The following is a 15296-nucleotide window of genomic DNA, read 5'->3' as shown; positions in this document are numbered from 1 at the left end:
GAAACCCGAATGACGGAGGAACGCATGCTGATCGACCGCGACATCGTTGCCGATATCGAGCGGCGCTGGAAGACCTACGGCGGGGACAAGCTGCCGGCGCGCGACCACAGCGCGAAGGGAGATGCCACGCGATCGCCGGTCGGCGCCGAGGCGTCCTCGCCGTTCTGGGCTGCGCGCGGACTGCAGCCGAGCGCCGATGGCAAGGCCTTCAGCGCCATGGCCGCAGCGGTGCCTTCAGTGGCGGATGGCCTTTCCCTGCCGCCCGATACTCGCGCCGAGCGCATCCTCGGCTCGAGTGATCTGATGGAGATAGTGTTTCTCGAGGCAGCGCTGCGCGTGGCGGGCACGGTGGCGCGCGTGCGTGTCAACGGTTCAAGCGGCGCACTGCTCGGCTACGGCACCGGCTTCCTGGTCTCACCGCGTCTATTGCTGACGAATTGGCACGTGCTGAAGACGGCGGACATCGCCCGCGTGTCGATCGCCGAGTTTGGCTACCAGACTCAACTGGGCGATGGTGCGCCACGGCCTGGGCACGTGTTCAGGCTGGAGCCGCAGCGATTCTTCCTGTCCGACCAGACCCTGGACTTCGCGCTGGTCGCAGTGTCGGAGACGGCCACGGATGACCACAAGCTGGCATCGATCGGCTACAACCGCCTGGTCGATGACGACGAAACGTTGATCGCCAAGGGGCAGTTCTCCAACATCATTCAGCATCCTTCGGGTCAGCCCAAACAGATCGCGTTTCGGCAGAACGAGGTCATCGAAAAACCGGGTGACTTCCTGCACTATCGGACCGACACCGCGCCAGGTTCGTCCGGTGCTCCCGTCTACAACGATCAGTGGCAGGTCGTGGCGCTGCATCGGGCCGGCGTGTGGGCCACCAATGATGCGGGCCAGATTCTCGCTGTCGATGGCTCCGTGTGGCGCAACGGCATGCCCGAAGACCGCATTCGCTGGCTGGCCAATGAGGGCACGCGTGTGCCGCGTCTGCTCGCATGGTGGCGCAATCCCGGGCCGGCGCAAGGGGCCGGCGACTACCTCGATGAGCTCGTGGCACCGGACGTTCCCTCCGTCCTCGACAGGCGTGAGGCGCTGGCCGCACCCGTCACGACCCCGCCTGCGGCTGCCTTGTTCGCAACGCCGGCAGCCGCACCGGTCTACAGACGTTTGGCAGATCCATCAACAGACCCGCTCGGTTTGCGCGCCGAGGTCGCATCGGATGGCACCGCCACCTGGACCATTCCGCTGCGGGTGTCTGTCGCACTCGGCGACATCGCGGCGAACGCCAGAGCCGCAGTTCCTGATGGGCCAGCGGGACTTGCTGTCGTGCCCGCTCCCTCGTCGGCGCTTCCTGTAGCGCCCGCAGCAACCGACTTGGCCTCGGTCCTGGCGCGCGCCAAGGAGGCCCTGATGGCAGGTCGCAACGACGTGATCGGGGTCCGTGCGGGCTGGGTGTTCGACGAAAGCGGCATCACCGACCAGCGTGCACTGGTCGCAACCGTGCGGCGCAAACGCACGACGGCGGAACTGATGGCCGCTGGCGTGACAGAGCTGCCTCGCACCTTCGAGGGGTACCCAGTGGAAGTCATGGGGCCCAGCGTCGAAGACTTCCTGCGCATGAGTGTCGGGCCAGCGCGTACGGAAGCCCTGCTGGCGGCCCGGGTCACGCCAGAAGAGATTACCTACGTGCCACCGCCGGATTTGGACCTGGCATCGGTCACCGACACCATGCGTGTCAAGGCTCATGTGAGCCCCGACGCGGGCTGGCCCGTGCTGCGGGAGTTCATCCAGGCTGCCCGGACGCGATTGGTCGGGGCAATGTACGAATTCACTGCCGACCATATTCGGCTGGCTCTCACGGAGACTGCCCAGGCTCCGCAGTTCGAGGAACTGACCCTGGTGCTCGATTCAGCACGGGGAAGCATCCGTAACGCGCCGACCGTGCGCGACTCCGACGCGATGGTGCGCGACCTGCGCAACGCGCTCGGGGACAAGCTTCGTGTGGCCTGGGTCAAGCTCGGTTCGGTGCGCGGATGGGTTAATCACGACTATCACATCAAGGTACTGATCCGAGATGACGAGGCGCTATGGCTCTCGAGTGGCAACTGGAAAGGCTCCAGCCAGCCCGATGCGGACCCGGTTAACGACATTGCCGCACTGCGTGAACTGCTCGATGAAAACAACCGGGAATGGCACGCCGTCATCGAGCATCCCGGCCTCGCGCAGACCTACCAGACAGCGGTGCGCGGCGATTTCGACGCGAATCGCGACACACGCCCGGAAGAGTTCGCGGGGCTGCCGGAACTCTGGTTCGTCGGAGGCACGGTGCCGCGTGCGGAAGAGGGTTTGGCCGCAGTGACTTATTTCGCCCCGTTCGACGAGACGCGCCAGTTCACGGTGCAGCCAATCCTCACGCCCGACAACTACCTCGACATCGCCATCCCGGCGATCAAGGCGGCGCGCAAATCGATTCTCGTGCAGAACCAAAGCCTGTCGGTGCCGCCACAGCAGGCCGACGGGCGCTACATCGAGTTCTGGAACACGCTGCTCAGCAAACAACGCCGCGGCCTAGACGTGCGCCTCATCTTCCGACTGCAAGACCGGGATCCGACAGGCGGTCGGGTGATGTTCGAGGCGCTGAAGGACTACGGCTTCGACGCCAAGCGCATCAGGATCCAGAGGGGCTGTCATACCAAAGGACTGATCATCGACGGCAAGCGGGTCATGCTGGGCAGCCACAACTTGACCAACATGGGCGCGACAACCAATCGAGATGCCAGCTTGCTGTTCGACGACGAGCCGCTGGCACAGTACTTCACAGGCTTGTTCGTGCATGACTGGGAGAACGTGGCGGAACCGCTGAGCCGCCGGCACTGGCGCAATAGCGAACTGCGCACCGCGGACGAGGTGAGTCCTGAGGAAGGATTCCAACCGTTCGAGTGGAAGGCCTGGCTCGAGGGCGCGTAGCGCGTCCGACCACCCATTCTGGGAATCCTTGGTCGCGCAGTGCGCGAGCGTCGCAAAGCCCGCCCGAACAGCCGCATCGACGAACTGCTTTCCCACAACTGGCGCCCCCCGTGCTGATCTTTCTCACTCAGCCCGCGTCGGATTGTCCAGGTTGGACGGCCGACTACGTACGCTGCGGATTGCACCGTTCCGACTTTTGCAAGACGGTCGCGCCCGCTTCATATGCCTCGGAGGGCTTGTCATAGGTCCACAAGGAGGCCGCAATCTCGACGGCCTCATCTTCGGCCCCGCGCTCCAGAATCATCCAGACAAATCTGTTGCTGAAAGTCACTCGCTGGACCTGAAGGCTCAGAACGGAATCACTCATGGTGGGGCGCCAAAATACGGCTGCGCCGATCGATCTCCCGACGCGCCGCTACGCATGCCAAGTGCAACTCTTCGATGATCGACGAGCTTGAGCCACCGCCTGCAGCTCGAAGCCTTGACCCATCGCCCAGTTCGCAACTCCAGCGACACGCATCGCCCTGCTTCTGGAGCGACACGTCAACCCGAACCCCACGGTATACGAACGAATGGCGCATGAGCCTTCAAGCCTGCAAAACACGTGCCTTGACAAAGTGGCCGGTGCTAGACTGCGGCGCTGACCGGAGAACCTTGGCACTCCTCGCCTGAAAAAGCAAGAAAAACTACCTACATGGCGCCGAGTAGGCCAGCACTGCGTTTCGAGGCTGTGACAGCCGCCCTTTATCTGTTCTTCAAGAGGAATAGCATGAACGCAATCAAAGAAGCCCGCCGGATCATCACCGCCGACCCCAGCAGCGAAGAGTCCCGGACCCTCGCCCGCCTGGTCCTGGCCCTGGAATCCGAAGTCGATTTTCCTCTCACGAGTCTCTATGTGCTGAAACTTGGGACTTTCTCCCTTGCGATGGACATCCTGAAGGAATGGCGACTCGATCGCTACTACGCGCAAAAAGGAAAACTGCTGGACGTGTCCTATCAGGTCAACGTCATGGCATCGCACTGAAGAAGTTTGCTCGCCGCAGCGGAGCGCGTCGTGATGGCGGCCGCATTTCTGCTCGCACCAGACCTCAAGCCCACCAGCTACTGACCTTGCCGACGAGCGCGCAATACGCAAATGACAGCGAAAGTTTGGTGCTCACGGCATGCCGTCCTGGCGATGAGAGCTCGGTTCATGAGTACGGCGTAGCGGAAGTCGAGACCAACGAGCTTTACCCCGGAAAGAGCAATGAGAATCGCGAGGAATTCATCATTGCTGTTCCTCCGTACAGGACTGAGCGTCTGAGTAGATGCCTTCAGCGATTGACGGACCAGCCACTGGCAGACCCCGATAACTTCATTTTCTGGATTCTTGGCAGTCCCCCTGAGCCTCGGCGAAGCTTTCGTCTTGAAATGCAGCGGAAGGTAATCTCCAGTCTGCTCGATGAAATGTCGGGCCACGAGCAAGGCGTCGGCGCAAAGGTGGAGGTACTCGACGACGCCAATTCGGTGGAGGCCTCGACGTTGCATTACCAGCAGATACTGCGGATCGTGATCGAGAAGGTGGATGCCCAGGCGGGTAAGTGAGCTGGCCCCTTGAATGACAGGACACGGTCTATCGCTTATCTTTAAAGATAGGAGTAGGACTTATATGGGCGCCTCCCGGATTGCAAGAACGGACTCGCGCGTGGTCGATGAGCAGGCTGCAGTCTTATATTCGGCCTGCATTGCAGGCTGAATTGCCTGCGGGCCCTGATGGCATTCGCTGACGGAGCTTCCCATCTGTGAGTCGAGCTCGAAGCTCACTACTCCTACCGGAATGGTCCCGTCCCGGTCTTACCTGTATGACCCATCACGCATGTCGCGTCACTTGCTCTCCTAACCTTTGGTTCGTCAGCTCAACTTGGCATCACGACGTCTGCCAAGCCGTTTGCCGCCAGGGCTGCCCCTTGGCCAGGACGGCCCAGATAGTTCGCGCGATCTTGTTTGCCACCGCAGCGACCACGACGCAATAAGGCCTCCGTGCGAGTAGCCCCGCTAACCAGCCCCAGGTTGTCGCCCGTTCAGATCTGACGATGGCTCGAGCGCCATGCATCAACAGCGTTCGCAAATGTCCGTCGCCTCGCTTGCTGATGCCCAATTGCCGTATGCGTCGTGAGCGTCCAGTCATCCCATCTTGACCGGCCCCACGCGGGTCACTTGGACTGCAACTGCGCTCCGACGTAGGCAATGCACTCCACGAGGTTGAGGGCGGCCAGCAGCAAGAACTTCTCGGCGTCAGTTCTCACGCGCAGCAGGTCGTGCTGGCCAAGGTGGCCGTACACGAACGCCAACAAGTAGCGCTCGGGGTGGTCGACGCAGAACTTCGTGATCATCTGCGCAACGAGGTCTGGCGGCACGCCCTCGGTGAACTGCATCGTCGCCGTCAGCCGCTGCAAGCAGGTTTCCTGGACGTCTTCAGAGATCGTCGGCACGGCGTGCCCGCAGTGCTTCATGGCCTGGAAGGCGACCAGCAGAACGTGGATCGGCACCTCAAGCTGCAGCATGTCGACACCGTAGCGCGGCAACACGAGGATGGAGGCCAGCAGGTTGGGCTGCTGGACGTAGATTTCGTCAGCCAGCTCAACCTTTTGTTGCGCGCTCATGCGGTCGACGTCGATGTTCGCCCGGACCATCACGGCCTGCGTGAGCAAGGTCATGGTCGCGCGTCGGACGCTGGCTGCCATCGGTGCGGCAGCAAGTCCTCGATCTGGCTGGCGCGCTGCGTCGGCAGGCGCTGCAACACGTCGCGCAGGTAGGCCCAGGGGTCATGGCCGTTCAGGCGCGCCGACTGCACCAGGCTCATCACGATGGCGGCGCGTTGGCCAGCGAGTTCACTGCCCACGAACATCCATGCCTTGCGGCCCATCGCCCACGGCTTGATTTGGCGCTCGAGGTGGTTGTTGTCGATGGCGACCGCGCCGTCGTCCAAGTGACGCGTCAGCGCGGCCCAGTGCCCCAGCGTGTAGTCGATGGCCTTGGCCGTCGGGCCGCCGTCGGCTACCAGCCGGCGCTCCAGTTGTAGCCAGTGCTTGAGCTCTTCCCACAGCGGCCTGGCGAGCTGCTGGCGTTGCGCCCGGCGCTCGTCATCGCTGAGCTCTTTGAACTGTGCCTCGACCCCGTAGATGCGCGCGAAGCGACGCACCGCCTCCAGGCCCACCACGCTGGTGCCGTCGTGCGTCAACTCTTCGAAGTTGCGGCGCGCGTGCGCGGCGCAGGCTGCGCCCAGGCGGTCCGGATACAGCCGGGGATCGACCACGGTCTCGTAGGCGCCGTAGCGGTCGGTCAGCAACGTGCCCGACCATCGTCGGCCGTGTCTCCCTCGGCCTCCCAGGAATGCCAGCGGGTACTGCGCCCCGCGTCCCGGGCAGAACTCGTAGATCACACCAGGCACCTTGTCGTGCCAGCTTCTGGCGTAGGCCCAGACGTAGGCTCGGCGCGTCTTGCCCGCGCCCGGGTCCAGCAGGGCCACTGGGGTCTCATCGGCGTGCAGCACCGCGCAGCTGAGGATGAAGCGCCTGTGCGCCTCGTGCAGCGGCTCCAGCGCTGCACCTGCCTGGCCGGTGATGGACGCCAGCGTCGAGCGCGGTGTGTGCACGCCGCTGCGGGCGTTGATGGTCGCTTGCCGGTAGTACGGCATGTGGTCCACGAAGCGGCTGATCAGCGTGTGCGCGACGAAGCCACTGGCAGCGATACCGCCTTCGATGACTTCCGCCACGCTGGGCGCCTGGCGCAGCACCTGGCAGCAGCGGCAGGCCCACTTGCCGTAGATGTGACGGTGCACGAAGAACTCGGCCGGCACGATGTCCAGGCGCTCGCTGACCTCCTGGCCGATGCGCGTCATCGGGCGCCCGCAACCGGGCTCCAGGCAGTCGGTGCGCTCGGGCTCATGGTGGTGTTCCACACGGCGCAAGTGATCGGGGAACGGGTTGCGGCGCGGCCGGCGCGGGGGCGCCTTGGTCGTTGTGTCCGAGGCAGCTGCGCCGGCCGCGGCCGCGGCGGCTTCACGCCGAAGCCGCTCCAGCTGCTCGCGCAGGCCCGCCTCGTCCTCGGCCAGCGTCTCCTCGAACAGGCGGCGCTGCTCGGCGTTCATGGCCTCGGACTTGGCGCCGAACTTCCAGCGCTTGAGCCTGGCCAGCTCGAAGGTGATCTTCTCGATCTTGGCCTCGCGCAGTGCGATCTCGCGGTCCTTGCGCTGCAGCAGCGCGTCGCGCTCGGCCAGCTGTTGCTCCTGGTCTTGCACCCGCTGGAGCAGCTGAGCAACCAGCGTAGCTGTCTCGGCGGACAGTCCCGAAGGATTCGCTGCAGGAAGATCACGCACGCCAAGCATGCGTTGCATGGTGCCAGACCACGACGATGACGCCATCGGCACATCCACTGTCACGCATGCAAGGGCGGTTGTGTCTGGGCCTCAGGCCCGCGTGATGATGCTCAGCTCAGGAAGGCGCTGCCACGGCAGGCCCAGGACCAAGGCGTCGAACTGCGCAGGTGTGAGCGACAGCAAGGGCGTCGTGTGGGTCGTGCCCGGCCAGACGAAGCGCCCCGCGTTGAGCCGGCGCGCCGCGCACCACACGCCGAAGCCGTCGTGCACCAGCAGCTTGACGCGCGTGCCGCGGGCATTCGCGAACAGGTAGCCATGGTGCGCCTGCGCTGCGCCGAAGACTTGCACAACGCGCGCCAACAGGCGCTCGGCGCCGGCGCGCATGTCGATAGGGTCTGCGGCCAGCCACATCGCGTCGATGCGGATCATCGAAGCAGCTCGCGCATCCAGGCCGCGCACTCGCTGGCGGCACTCGCCGGCCAGGTCACGGTAACCGCTATCGGCCCACGTCGCAGCTCGATGCGAACGTCCGGGACATGAGCCGGCTGCCCTGGTGGCGGCAAGCTGACCGGGACGAACACTGTCTTGGCTTCTTGCGCCTTCGGGGCCTCGGCGGTGGTCGCGCTGACGACGGTGGTTCCCGAGTTCATCTCTGCGTCGCGAACCCATCGGCGCAGCAGATTCGCGTTGACGCCTTGGGCCATCGCCACGGCCGCCATCGACATGCCCGGCTGCATGCAGCTGGCCACTGCGTTTGCCTTGAATTCGTCGCTGTGAATGCGACGTCGCCGGCGTGTGCCGGCTTGTTGATCGGGGATAGTGCTCACGTGTCCACCAAGAGTTGTTGATGGGGACTAGGCTCCTATGCTCCGAGCAGGCTTTCAAGATGGTCGGACTGGACGCTCACTATGCGTCCGCCGGTGCCGGTCTGCCTCGGTACCAAGCCGATCCAGGCTGCGAACTCGCGAGCATCGGTGAAGGAAGTTGGTGAGCCCATGGCGGCGACGACTGCTGTTGCGGTCATCAAGCCCACCCCGGGGATCTCGGCGACTGCCTTGCATGCCGAACTCTCTTTTAGCTGCTGTGCCAAGCGGCGCTCGATGAGGACAATATCAGACTGAAGCTGGTTGATGCGACGAATCTGCTCGTGCAAACTTTCGATGAGCATGGACGGCAGCCGCTCCTCCGCCTGGTGAAGTGCGGTCGGCAGTTCTTTGAGCAAAGCCTTGTGGCCTTCCGGCAGGACAACGCCAAACTCATAGAGCAGCCCACGAAGTTCGTTGGTCTGCATGATCCGTGTCTTCATCAGTTGGCTGCGAATCCGATGCAGCGCTAGAACTACTTGCTGCGCAGTGGATTTCACGGCGACGAAGCGCATCCCGGGCTGGCGGCAGGCGGTCCAGATCGCCTGCGCGTCTGCGGCATCCGTCTTGTTTCGTTGCACAAACGGTCGGGCCTTCCTTGGCGCTAACAATCGGACATCGTGGCCCAAATTCAGCATTTGGCGACCCCATTCATGAGCTCCGCCGCATGCCTCCATGACGACCAGCATCGGCTCACGGTTGGCGAACCATTCGATCATTTGGTTGCGCTTCAATTTGAGACGCTCGATGCTGCCGGTCTCTTGGTCAACCCAGTGCAACTGAAAAATTTTCTTGGCGATGTCGACGGCAATGATCGTACGTTCCATGACGGTCTCCGATTCGTTTAGGGGGGACAACTCTGGCACCGTATAGGCCGGTGCGGAAGTAGCCTGGGAGGGAGGCGCCCATACCATCTGTGAGTACGACTAGGAATACGGATACCGTCGAAGTGATCATGAGGGACCAGCGCCGCAGGCGCTGGTCCCTTGCAGAGAAGGCCGCACTGGTTCGTCGAAGCTACGAACCTGGCATGAGCGTGTCGCTCGTCGCACGTCAGGAAGGCGTTGCCGCCAGCCTGCTGTTCCAGTGGCGCAAGCTGGAGCGGCAAGGGGCGCTGACGGCTGTATCGGCGGGCGAGGCTGTGGTGCCGGCTTCGGAACTGGCAGCCGCTCGTGCCGAGATCGCCAAGCTACAGCGCGTGCTCGACAACTGGGCCCGAGCCCGGTCAACACGCCCGTGTGCAGTCCCCAGAGCAACGGCATGGCCGAGAGCTTCGTGAACACGTTCAAGCGCGATTACGTCAGCCGCATGGACCTTGCCGATGCGAGAACGGCAATGGCGCAGATGGCCGCAGCCTTCGAGCACTTCAATGAGGTGCATCCGCACTCGGCATTGAAGATGAAATCACCCAGGGAGTTCAGGCAGCATCGCGCTGCCCAACAGCGTCTGGCTCACATCGAGCAGGCGCTACATTGCGAATAGCCCGTGTCCTGAAATACGGGGGCAAGATCATAAGAACATATCGGTCGTTCACATGGGCTCAAAAATGCAAGCCGTCGGGATGGCTTTGGCCTTGGCGGTGCGTAGTGAAGTCACGGTCTGTCATGCGAGGCCCGATCGATACAACGCTTCTTTGTACTCGCTGGGCATCGGACCGGCGTGGGGTGTTCGTTTCGATGATCTCGGCGAAATAGTCGATAACCTGGGACGAATCGGAACCTTGGAACTTCAAGCGAAGATCGACCGGTAGGAACGAATCGAGGTGGGGTAACTACAGCACTCACGCGCGACACGGAGCGCCGCTCGATCATTTCAAGGAGATGCACACATGACCACCAACCTGTTGCATAGCGTGGCCATGACTGCGAACGCAGACAGGGACCTCGCTTCAGGCGAACTGGGTGGACAGTTAACGTTTCGTTGACTGTTAATCCTGCGCGACCAGTCGCCCTTCAACAGCGGCTTGAGATCGCTCACCGTGCGCGAGGAGCGTTGCGACCGCTTCAATGCCTGCTCGGTAAGCGGCCATCGAATCGACATTGGGTCCGAGATGTTGCGTGTCACACAACAGAATTGGGAGCGCCTCGGGCGTCACCCGGCAGCTGACCTGTCCAGCGCTTGAACGCACGGCGGAAGTTCCTCGCGTCGCTGAACCCCGTGGCCAGTGCGATCTGGCCATGGGTCAGTGACGTTCGCTTCAGCAGATCCAAGGCGCGTTCGTGGCGCGCTTGGTCAACGAGGCTGCGATACGACAGGTTTAGGTCGGCCAGCCGACGGCGCAACGTGCGCACACTGATGTTCAGGTCGCTCGCCGTCTCCTCAAGGGCGCGCGGCTCGTCCAGATGGGCGCGCAGGTGCGTCGATATCGACTCCAGCAGGTCGTTGCGTTCCTGGCGTCGTGGCATCAGGCTCTCGAGTTGAGCGCGCAAATACGGGCAGGTGAATTCCTCATACCCGGGGAGGGAGTACTCCAACCAGCGCGCGTCACTCACAAGCCGGTTCGCCGACGCGCCGAACCGCAACGGGCATTTGAAGAACGCCGAATATGCCGCTGCGTAGGCAGGCTTGGGGTAGCTCAGTTCCAACCGAAGCGGGTTGTACTGCGGACCGATGAGACTTCGCACTACCGCCACATCGCAGGAGAAGGCCTCTTCCACGAAATAGGGCTCGAGTTCAGGATCGTACAGGCGAGGGGTGGCTTCCACGATGAACGCTTGACCCTCGACAAAATGCCTGTGGTGAAGCAATGCTCCAGCGTCCTGTTGATGTTCTGTCGCGTAGGCGATCGCCTCGCCCAACGTGCGACAGGTGAGCATTCCCAGACCCGGCAAGCCCAACGAGATGATGGTTTGGCGCGACCCCGCTGACAGGCCAAGCGCCGGGTCACCGACAGCCTGCTGGACCCTACGAATGAGGAGGCTGGTCTGCCGATACGACACACGCATGTCGGCGTTCTGGAGATCGTCGGGTGAGAGGCCCAGGCCTCGGCAAAGGCGCTCGGCCGAGTGACCGCGCAGTTTCGCGAGTTCCAGGGTCGAACGAATCACGGCCGGCGGCACATCCGCCTTCGAATATCGGGGATCTGCAGTGAGCTTGATGGTCATCGGCGTGCTCGATTGCGCTACTTTGAGTAGAGGCTTCGCAGAGTCCGGTTGAGACACAGCGGTGACCGATTTTACCCCCCCTCCCTCCTGCAGCGACTTGTACGGTGGGGGGATCCTGCGCTCGCGTTCGTCGCTGGCGCCGTCACATCTCGTACATCTAACGGCAGAAGCACCCACCCATGAGCTATGCATTGATCACCGGCGCCTCCAAAGGCATCGGGGCCGAATTCGCACGACTGTTTGCCCGCGACGGCACTGACCTCGTGGTCTGTTCGAGCCCGAGGAGCCGCGCCGAGCTTGCGGTGTTTGCCGCTGAACTGGAACAGCAGTACGGCATCCGCGTGCATCCACTTACGGAGGACCTCTCGGTGCCCGGAGGGGCCGGGCGTTTGATCGAGCAGGTGGAGGCGCTCGGCGTTGAGATCGACTACCTCGTGAACAACGCCGGCGCGGGTATCGTAGGGCTGCCGGTGCAGGAATACGAAATAGGCCAGTTCGTGGCGATGCTCGAGTTGAACGTTGTGACGCTGTCTGAACTCTCAGTTCATTTCGTGCGGCCCATGGTGCAGCGCCGACGGGGTCGCATCCTCAACATCAGTTCGTCCGCGGGCTACGTAGTGCCGCATGGCCTCGAAGGAGGATATTCGGCCTCGAAGGCGTACGTGATCAGCTTCTCCGAGGCCACGGCTTTCGATCTGCGCGGCACCGGTGTTACCTGCACGCATCTGGCCCCTGGCCCGACAAAGACCAACTTCTTCCAGGCCGCTGGACTAGTCGACGAGCGCCGCATGGCGCGGCTGGGATTCAGCAGCCCCGGGGCCATGGCGAAAATCGGCTACGAAGCCATGCACCGGGGCAAGCGTGGCGTATTGCCAGGCCTCAGCAACAAGTTGGTGACGTGGGCGGCACGCGTCTCGGTGTCCAAGACGATCACCGGCAAGATCTCGGCCTGGGTCGTCTCGCGCGACCTGGGCTGAGCCCTCTCTCGACCTCTCCCGTCTCTTCCAAGGCCCGCTTGACCGCGGTCGGTCTCACCGCCGATCGCGGCCGACTGCCATTGATACAGCCGCTTTCCGACCCGCTTGCGCGTTTCATCGAACAGGGATAACCCGTAGATGTGAGTGGCCGAATGTACCCCGATGCCTGGCCGATTCGGACCCCAGAGAAAGCTGGTCAGTCACTAATCTGTCGTGACTCCGCGATACCAAAGGCCATTCAATGCAATCCTTCAAAGCGCCTGTGGCGAGATCCCCCGCGGTCCAGCCATGCGCAGCATCCCGCATCAACGGCAGACCATTGGCCGGCCGCCCCCCCGTGCGGGACCATGCCTACTTTCGCAGCGCGCTAGCCGGTGAGAGGCTGCCGGTGGCCTTTGTCGACCTGGATGCCTTCGGCGCCAACCTGACGCTGCTACGTCAGCGTGCCGGTGGTGTGCCCATCCGCCTGGTCACCAAGTCGATCCGCTCCGTGGGCATCATCCGCCGAGTGCTGGCTACGGATCCCCTGTTCCAGGGGCTGCTTTGCTATTCGGCCGGCGAAGCGGCCTGGCTGGCCAGCCAGGGCTTCGACGACTTGGTCGTGGCCTATCCCTCGGTGGAGCCGGCGGACGTGCACGCCGTGGCCGCCCAGGTGCGAGCCGGGCGCAGCATCACGCTGATGGTCGACGGCGTTGAGCAGGTAGAGAAGCTTGCCGCGATTGCGCAGACCGAACAGGTGACGCTCCCGCTGTCCATCGATTTGGACATGTCGTCCGACTACCCTGGTATCCACTTCGGCCCGTTTCGCTCGCCGGTGAATGGTCCGGCATCCGCGGTGGCCCTGGCCGGGGAGATCGCCCGGCGTCCGGGCGTGCGGCTTGACGGCCTGATGGGCTACGAAGGCCAGATTGCCGGCTTGATGGACGACGAGCCCGGCCAGGGCTTGAAGAACCGCATCGTTCGGTACCTGAAGCGCCGCTCGATGGCCGAGGTGAATGCGCGTCGGCGCGACACCGTGGCGGCGCTTGGCCAGGCAGGGCACCGTTTGCGCTTCGTCAACGGCGGCGGCACCGGCAGCTTCGAGAGCACGCTCCAGGACACGAGCGTGACCGAGCTGGCGGCCGGCTCAGGGCTTTACGTGCCCACGCTATTCGACCACTACGCCGCGTTCCGTGCGCAGCCGGCGGCCGGCTTCGCGCTAGCGGTTACGCGCATGCCGAAACCGGGAATGGTGACATGTTCGGGCGGCGGTTATTGCGCTTCGGGGCCGGCGGGTAGGAATCGGTTGCCGCAGCCTTGGCTGCCCGCCGGCTGCAGTCTGCTCGACAACGAGGGCGCCGGTGAGGTGCAGACGCCGGTGGTGCTGCCCCCCGGAGTACGACTGGAGATCGGCGATCCGGTGCTGTTCCGCCATGCGAAGGCAGGTGAACTCTGCGAGCGCTTCAATGAACTCGTGCTCATTGAAGACGGAGCCATCGTAGGCCGAGTGCCCACCTATCGCGGCGACGGGCAGTGCTTCTTCTGAACTCCCGCACGGCTCAACCACAACAGAACGGAACAACCCCATGTCTGCCATGATGTCCCTCCATCACACCGCCGAGGCTCAGGACGAGGCTTGCCGCATCTTTGCGCTGCAGCGTGCGGCCGTCCAGCAGCAAGGTGCCCCCACCTACCAGGAGCGAATGGCCGCTCTGGAGGCCCTGTTCGGGTCGGTGAAACAGCATCGCCATGAGTTGGCGGCAAGCATCTGCGCCGACTTCGGCAACCGCTCCTCCGCCGAGACAGATTTCGGCGAAATCATGCCGGTGCTCAACTCGATCAAGCATGCGCGCAAGCACCTGAAGGGATGGATGAAGCCGGTGCGCCGCAGCGTAGGCATGGCGTTCCGCCCAGCCAGCGCGCGCATTGTCTACCAGCCGTTGGGCGTGGTGGGAGTGCTCGCGCCCTGGAACTATCCGCTGACCCTGACGCTCGTGCCACTCGTCGAAGCGCTGGCCGCCGGCAACCGGGTCATGATCAAGCCCTCTGAGCTGACACCCAGCACCTCGAAGCTTCTGGCTGCGCTCCTGTCGAAAATTTTCCCGGAAGACCGAGTCGCCGTGATCCTCGGCGGGTCCGATGTGGCCGGTCGCTTTTCGACTCTCCCCTTCGATCACCTGTTCTTCACGGGTTCGACCTCGGTCGGACGCAGCGTGATGACTGCCGCCTCCGCGAACCTTACGCCCGTGACGCTGGAACTGGGCGGCAAATCGCCGGTGGTAGTGTGCCGCGACTACCCTCTGAAGAAGGCAGCCCGCCTGATCGCGATCGGCAAGCTGTTCAACGGCGGGCAGAGCTGCGTCGCGCCAGACTACGTTCTCGCGCCAGAGGACCAGGTCGACGCCTTCGCCAAGGCATTCCTCGAAGCGGCTGCAGAGATGTACCCCCGCGTTGCCGGAAATGCGGATTACACCTCGGTCATCTCGGATCGGCACCACCGTCGGCTGGTCGACATGATCGAAGACGCCCGAAGCGCAGGTGCGCGCGTGCTGCAGCATGATGACACCCGCGCTGCCGGTGAGCGCAAGGTGCCGCCCACGGTCCTGCTTGGTGTGCCGACCAACGCCATGGCGATGCGCGAGGAAATCTTTGGCCCCATCCTGCCCGTGATCGGATACCGCGACATCCAGCAAGCCATCGAGCTCATCAATGCCCGCCCCAAGCCGTTGGCGCTGTACTGCTTCTCGAACGACCATCGTGCCATTGACGCCGTGCTCGACAACACGCGCTCAGGTGGCGTGACCGTCAACGGCACGCTGCTGCATGCCACCCAGGAGGACCTGCCGTTCGGTGGTGTCGGCGAGAGTGGCACCGGCGCGTATCACGGCCGCGACGGCTTCATTCGCCTCTCGCACGCCCGCGGTGTGATGACGCTCAGCCCATTCAACAAGTCCGACCTTGTCGCTGCGCCCTACGGGAAGCTGTCCCGGTTTGTCGCCCGATTGTTCCTCGGCAACTAAGTCTCCAGCAAGATCTTCGCGGCGGCCCG

At 63.5% G+C, this 15296-nt stretch carries 12 protein-coding genes and 4 pseudogenes; 8 read left to right on the top strand and 8 right to left on the bottom strand.

Annotated features, from left to right (window positions below):
- The first annotated feature begins 24 nt into the window (after nucleotides 1-24).
- On the top strand, nucleotides 25-2967 hold the full coding sequence (locus ACJ7Z0_RS10285; RefSeq protein ID WP_434789781.1) for a trypsin-like peptidase domain-containing protein: 2943 nt from the start codon (nucleotides 25-27) through the stop codon (nucleotides 2965-2967).
- A gap of 163 nt (nucleotides 2968-3130) precedes the next feature.
- Here ACJ7Z0_RS10285 and ACJ7Z0_RS10280 read toward each other — a convergent pair whose 3' ends face one another.
- Complete coding sequence (locus ACJ7Z0_RS10280; protein WP_434789780.1) at nucleotides 3131-3334, bottom strand: hypothetical protein; 204 nt, start codon at nucleotides 3332-3334, stop codon at nucleotides 3131-3133.
- A 402-nt stretch (nucleotides 3335-3736) separates the two neighbouring features.
- Between ACJ7Z0_RS10280 and ACJ7Z0_RS10275 the strand changes: the two genes are divergently transcribed.
- Both ACJ7Z0_RS10275 and ACJ7Z0_RS10270 read left to right on the top strand, forming a co-directional pair.
- Nucleotides 3737-3991 carry a hypothetical protein gene (locus tag ACJ7Z0_RS10275; protein ID WP_434789779.1) on the top strand — a complete coding sequence of 85 codons (255 nt, stop codon included), beginning with the start codon at nucleotides 3737-3739 and terminating at the stop codon, nucleotides 3989-3991.
- Nucleotides 3992-4077: 86 nt separating this feature from the next.
- Nucleotides 4078-4551 carry a hypothetical protein gene (locus ACJ7Z0_RS10270; RefSeq protein ID WP_434789778.1) on the top strand — a complete coding sequence of 158 codons (474 nt, stop codon included), beginning with the start codon at nucleotides 4078-4080 and terminating at the stop codon, nucleotides 4549-4551.
- A gap of 322 nt (nucleotides 4552-4873) precedes the next feature.
- Here the strand turns inward: ACJ7Z0_RS10270 and ACJ7Z0_RS10265 are convergent.
- The 6 genes and pseudogenes from ACJ7Z0_RS10265 to ACJ7Z0_RS10240 all read right to left on the bottom strand — a co-directional run.
- Nucleotides 4874-5131, bottom strand: a pseudogene (locus tag ACJ7Z0_RS10265) (IS110 family transposase); the annotation flags it as partial.
- 28 nt (nucleotides 5132-5159) lie between these two features.
- Nucleotides 5160-5663: a hypothetical protein gene (locus ACJ7Z0_RS10260; protein WP_434789777.1), complete on the bottom strand. Its 504-nt coding sequence runs from the start codon at nucleotides 5661-5663 to the stop codon at nucleotides 5160-5162.
- Nucleotides 5660-7333 (bottom strand): IS66 family transposase, encoded by a 1674-nt coding sequence (gene tnpC, locus ACJ7Z0_RS10255; RefSeq protein WP_434792643.1) that lies wholly within the window; start codon nucleotides 7331-7333, stop codon nucleotides 5660-5662. Before tnpC ends, ACJ7Z0_RS10260 begins: the two co-directional genes overlap by 4 nt.
- A gap of 81 nt (nucleotides 7334-7414) precedes the next feature.
- The gene (gene tnpB / locus ACJ7Z0_RS10250) at nucleotides 7415-7753 is read right to left on the bottom strand and encodes an IS66 family insertion sequence element accessory protein TnpB (RefSeq protein ID WP_434789776.1); all 339 of its coding nucleotides are present in this window, start codon (nucleotides 7751-7753) and stop codon (nucleotides 7415-7417) included.
- Nucleotides 7750-8151, bottom strand: a complete 402-nt coding sequence (tnpA, locus tag ACJ7Z0_RS10245; RefSeq protein WP_434789775.1) for an IS66-like element accessory protein TnpA — start codon at nucleotides 8149-8151, stop codon at nucleotides 7750-7752. The genes tnpB and tnpA overlap by 4 nt, the downstream gene beginning before the upstream one ends.
- Before the next feature lie 80 nt (nucleotides 8152-8231).
- A pseudogene (locus ACJ7Z0_RS10240) lies at nucleotides 8232-9014 on the bottom strand (IS110 family RNA-guided transposase); the annotation flags it as partial.
- Nucleotides 9015-9142: 128 nt separating this feature from the next.
- Between ACJ7Z0_RS10240 and ACJ7Z0_RS10235 the strand changes: the two are divergent.
- Nucleotides 9143-9391: pseudogene (locus ACJ7Z0_RS10235) on the top strand (transposase); the annotation flags it as partial.
- Between the two features lie 17 nt (nucleotides 9392-9408).
- Nucleotides 9409-9669 (top strand): annotated as a pseudogene (locus ACJ7Z0_RS10230) (integrase core domain-containing protein); the annotation flags it as partial.
- A gap of 578 nt (nucleotides 9670-10247) precedes the next feature.
- On the opposite strand, the gene ACJ7Z0_RS10225 reads toward ACJ7Z0_RS10230, so the two are convergent.
- Nucleotides 10248-11291: an AraC family transcriptional regulator gene (locus ACJ7Z0_RS10225; protein WP_434789774.1), complete on the bottom strand. Its 1044-nt coding sequence runs from the start codon at nucleotides 11289-11291 to the stop codon at nucleotides 10248-10250.
- Between the two features lie 179 nt (nucleotides 11292-11470).
- Between ACJ7Z0_RS10225 and ACJ7Z0_RS10220 the strand changes: the two genes are divergently transcribed.
- From ACJ7Z0_RS10220 to ACJ7Z0_RS10210, 3 genes are all read left to right on the top strand, one after another.
- Nucleotides 11471-12268 carry an SDR family NAD(P)-dependent oxidoreductase gene (locus ACJ7Z0_RS10220; protein WP_434789773.1) on the top strand — a complete coding sequence of 266 codons (798 nt, stop codon included), beginning with the start codon at nucleotides 11471-11473 and terminating at the stop codon, nucleotides 12266-12268.
- A gap of 388 nt (nucleotides 12269-12656) precedes the next feature.
- Nucleotides 12657-13793 carry an amino acid deaminase/aldolase gene (locus ACJ7Z0_RS10215; protein ID WP_434789772.1) on the top strand — a complete coding sequence of 379 codons (1137 nt, stop codon included), beginning with the start codon at nucleotides 12657-12659 and terminating at the stop codon, nucleotides 13791-13793.
- Entirely contained in the window at nucleotides 13765-15267 is a 1503-nt protein-coding gene (locus tag ACJ7Z0_RS10210; RefSeq protein ID WP_434792642.1) for a coniferyl aldehyde dehydrogenase, read from the top strand. The genes ACJ7Z0_RS10215 and ACJ7Z0_RS10210 overlap by 29 nt, the downstream gene beginning before the upstream one ends.
- Nucleotides 15268-15296 lie beyond the last annotated feature (29 nt).

Origin of the sequence: Variovorax palleresanus, assembly GCF_051144945.1 — a bacterium.
Lineage (GTDB): Bacteria > Pseudomonadota > Gammaproteobacteria > Burkholderiales > Burkholderiaceae_C > Variovorax > Variovorax paradoxus_S.
Note: the sequence above shows the minus strand (reverse complement) of the source record. Positions and strands in the feature narration are given on the sequence as shown.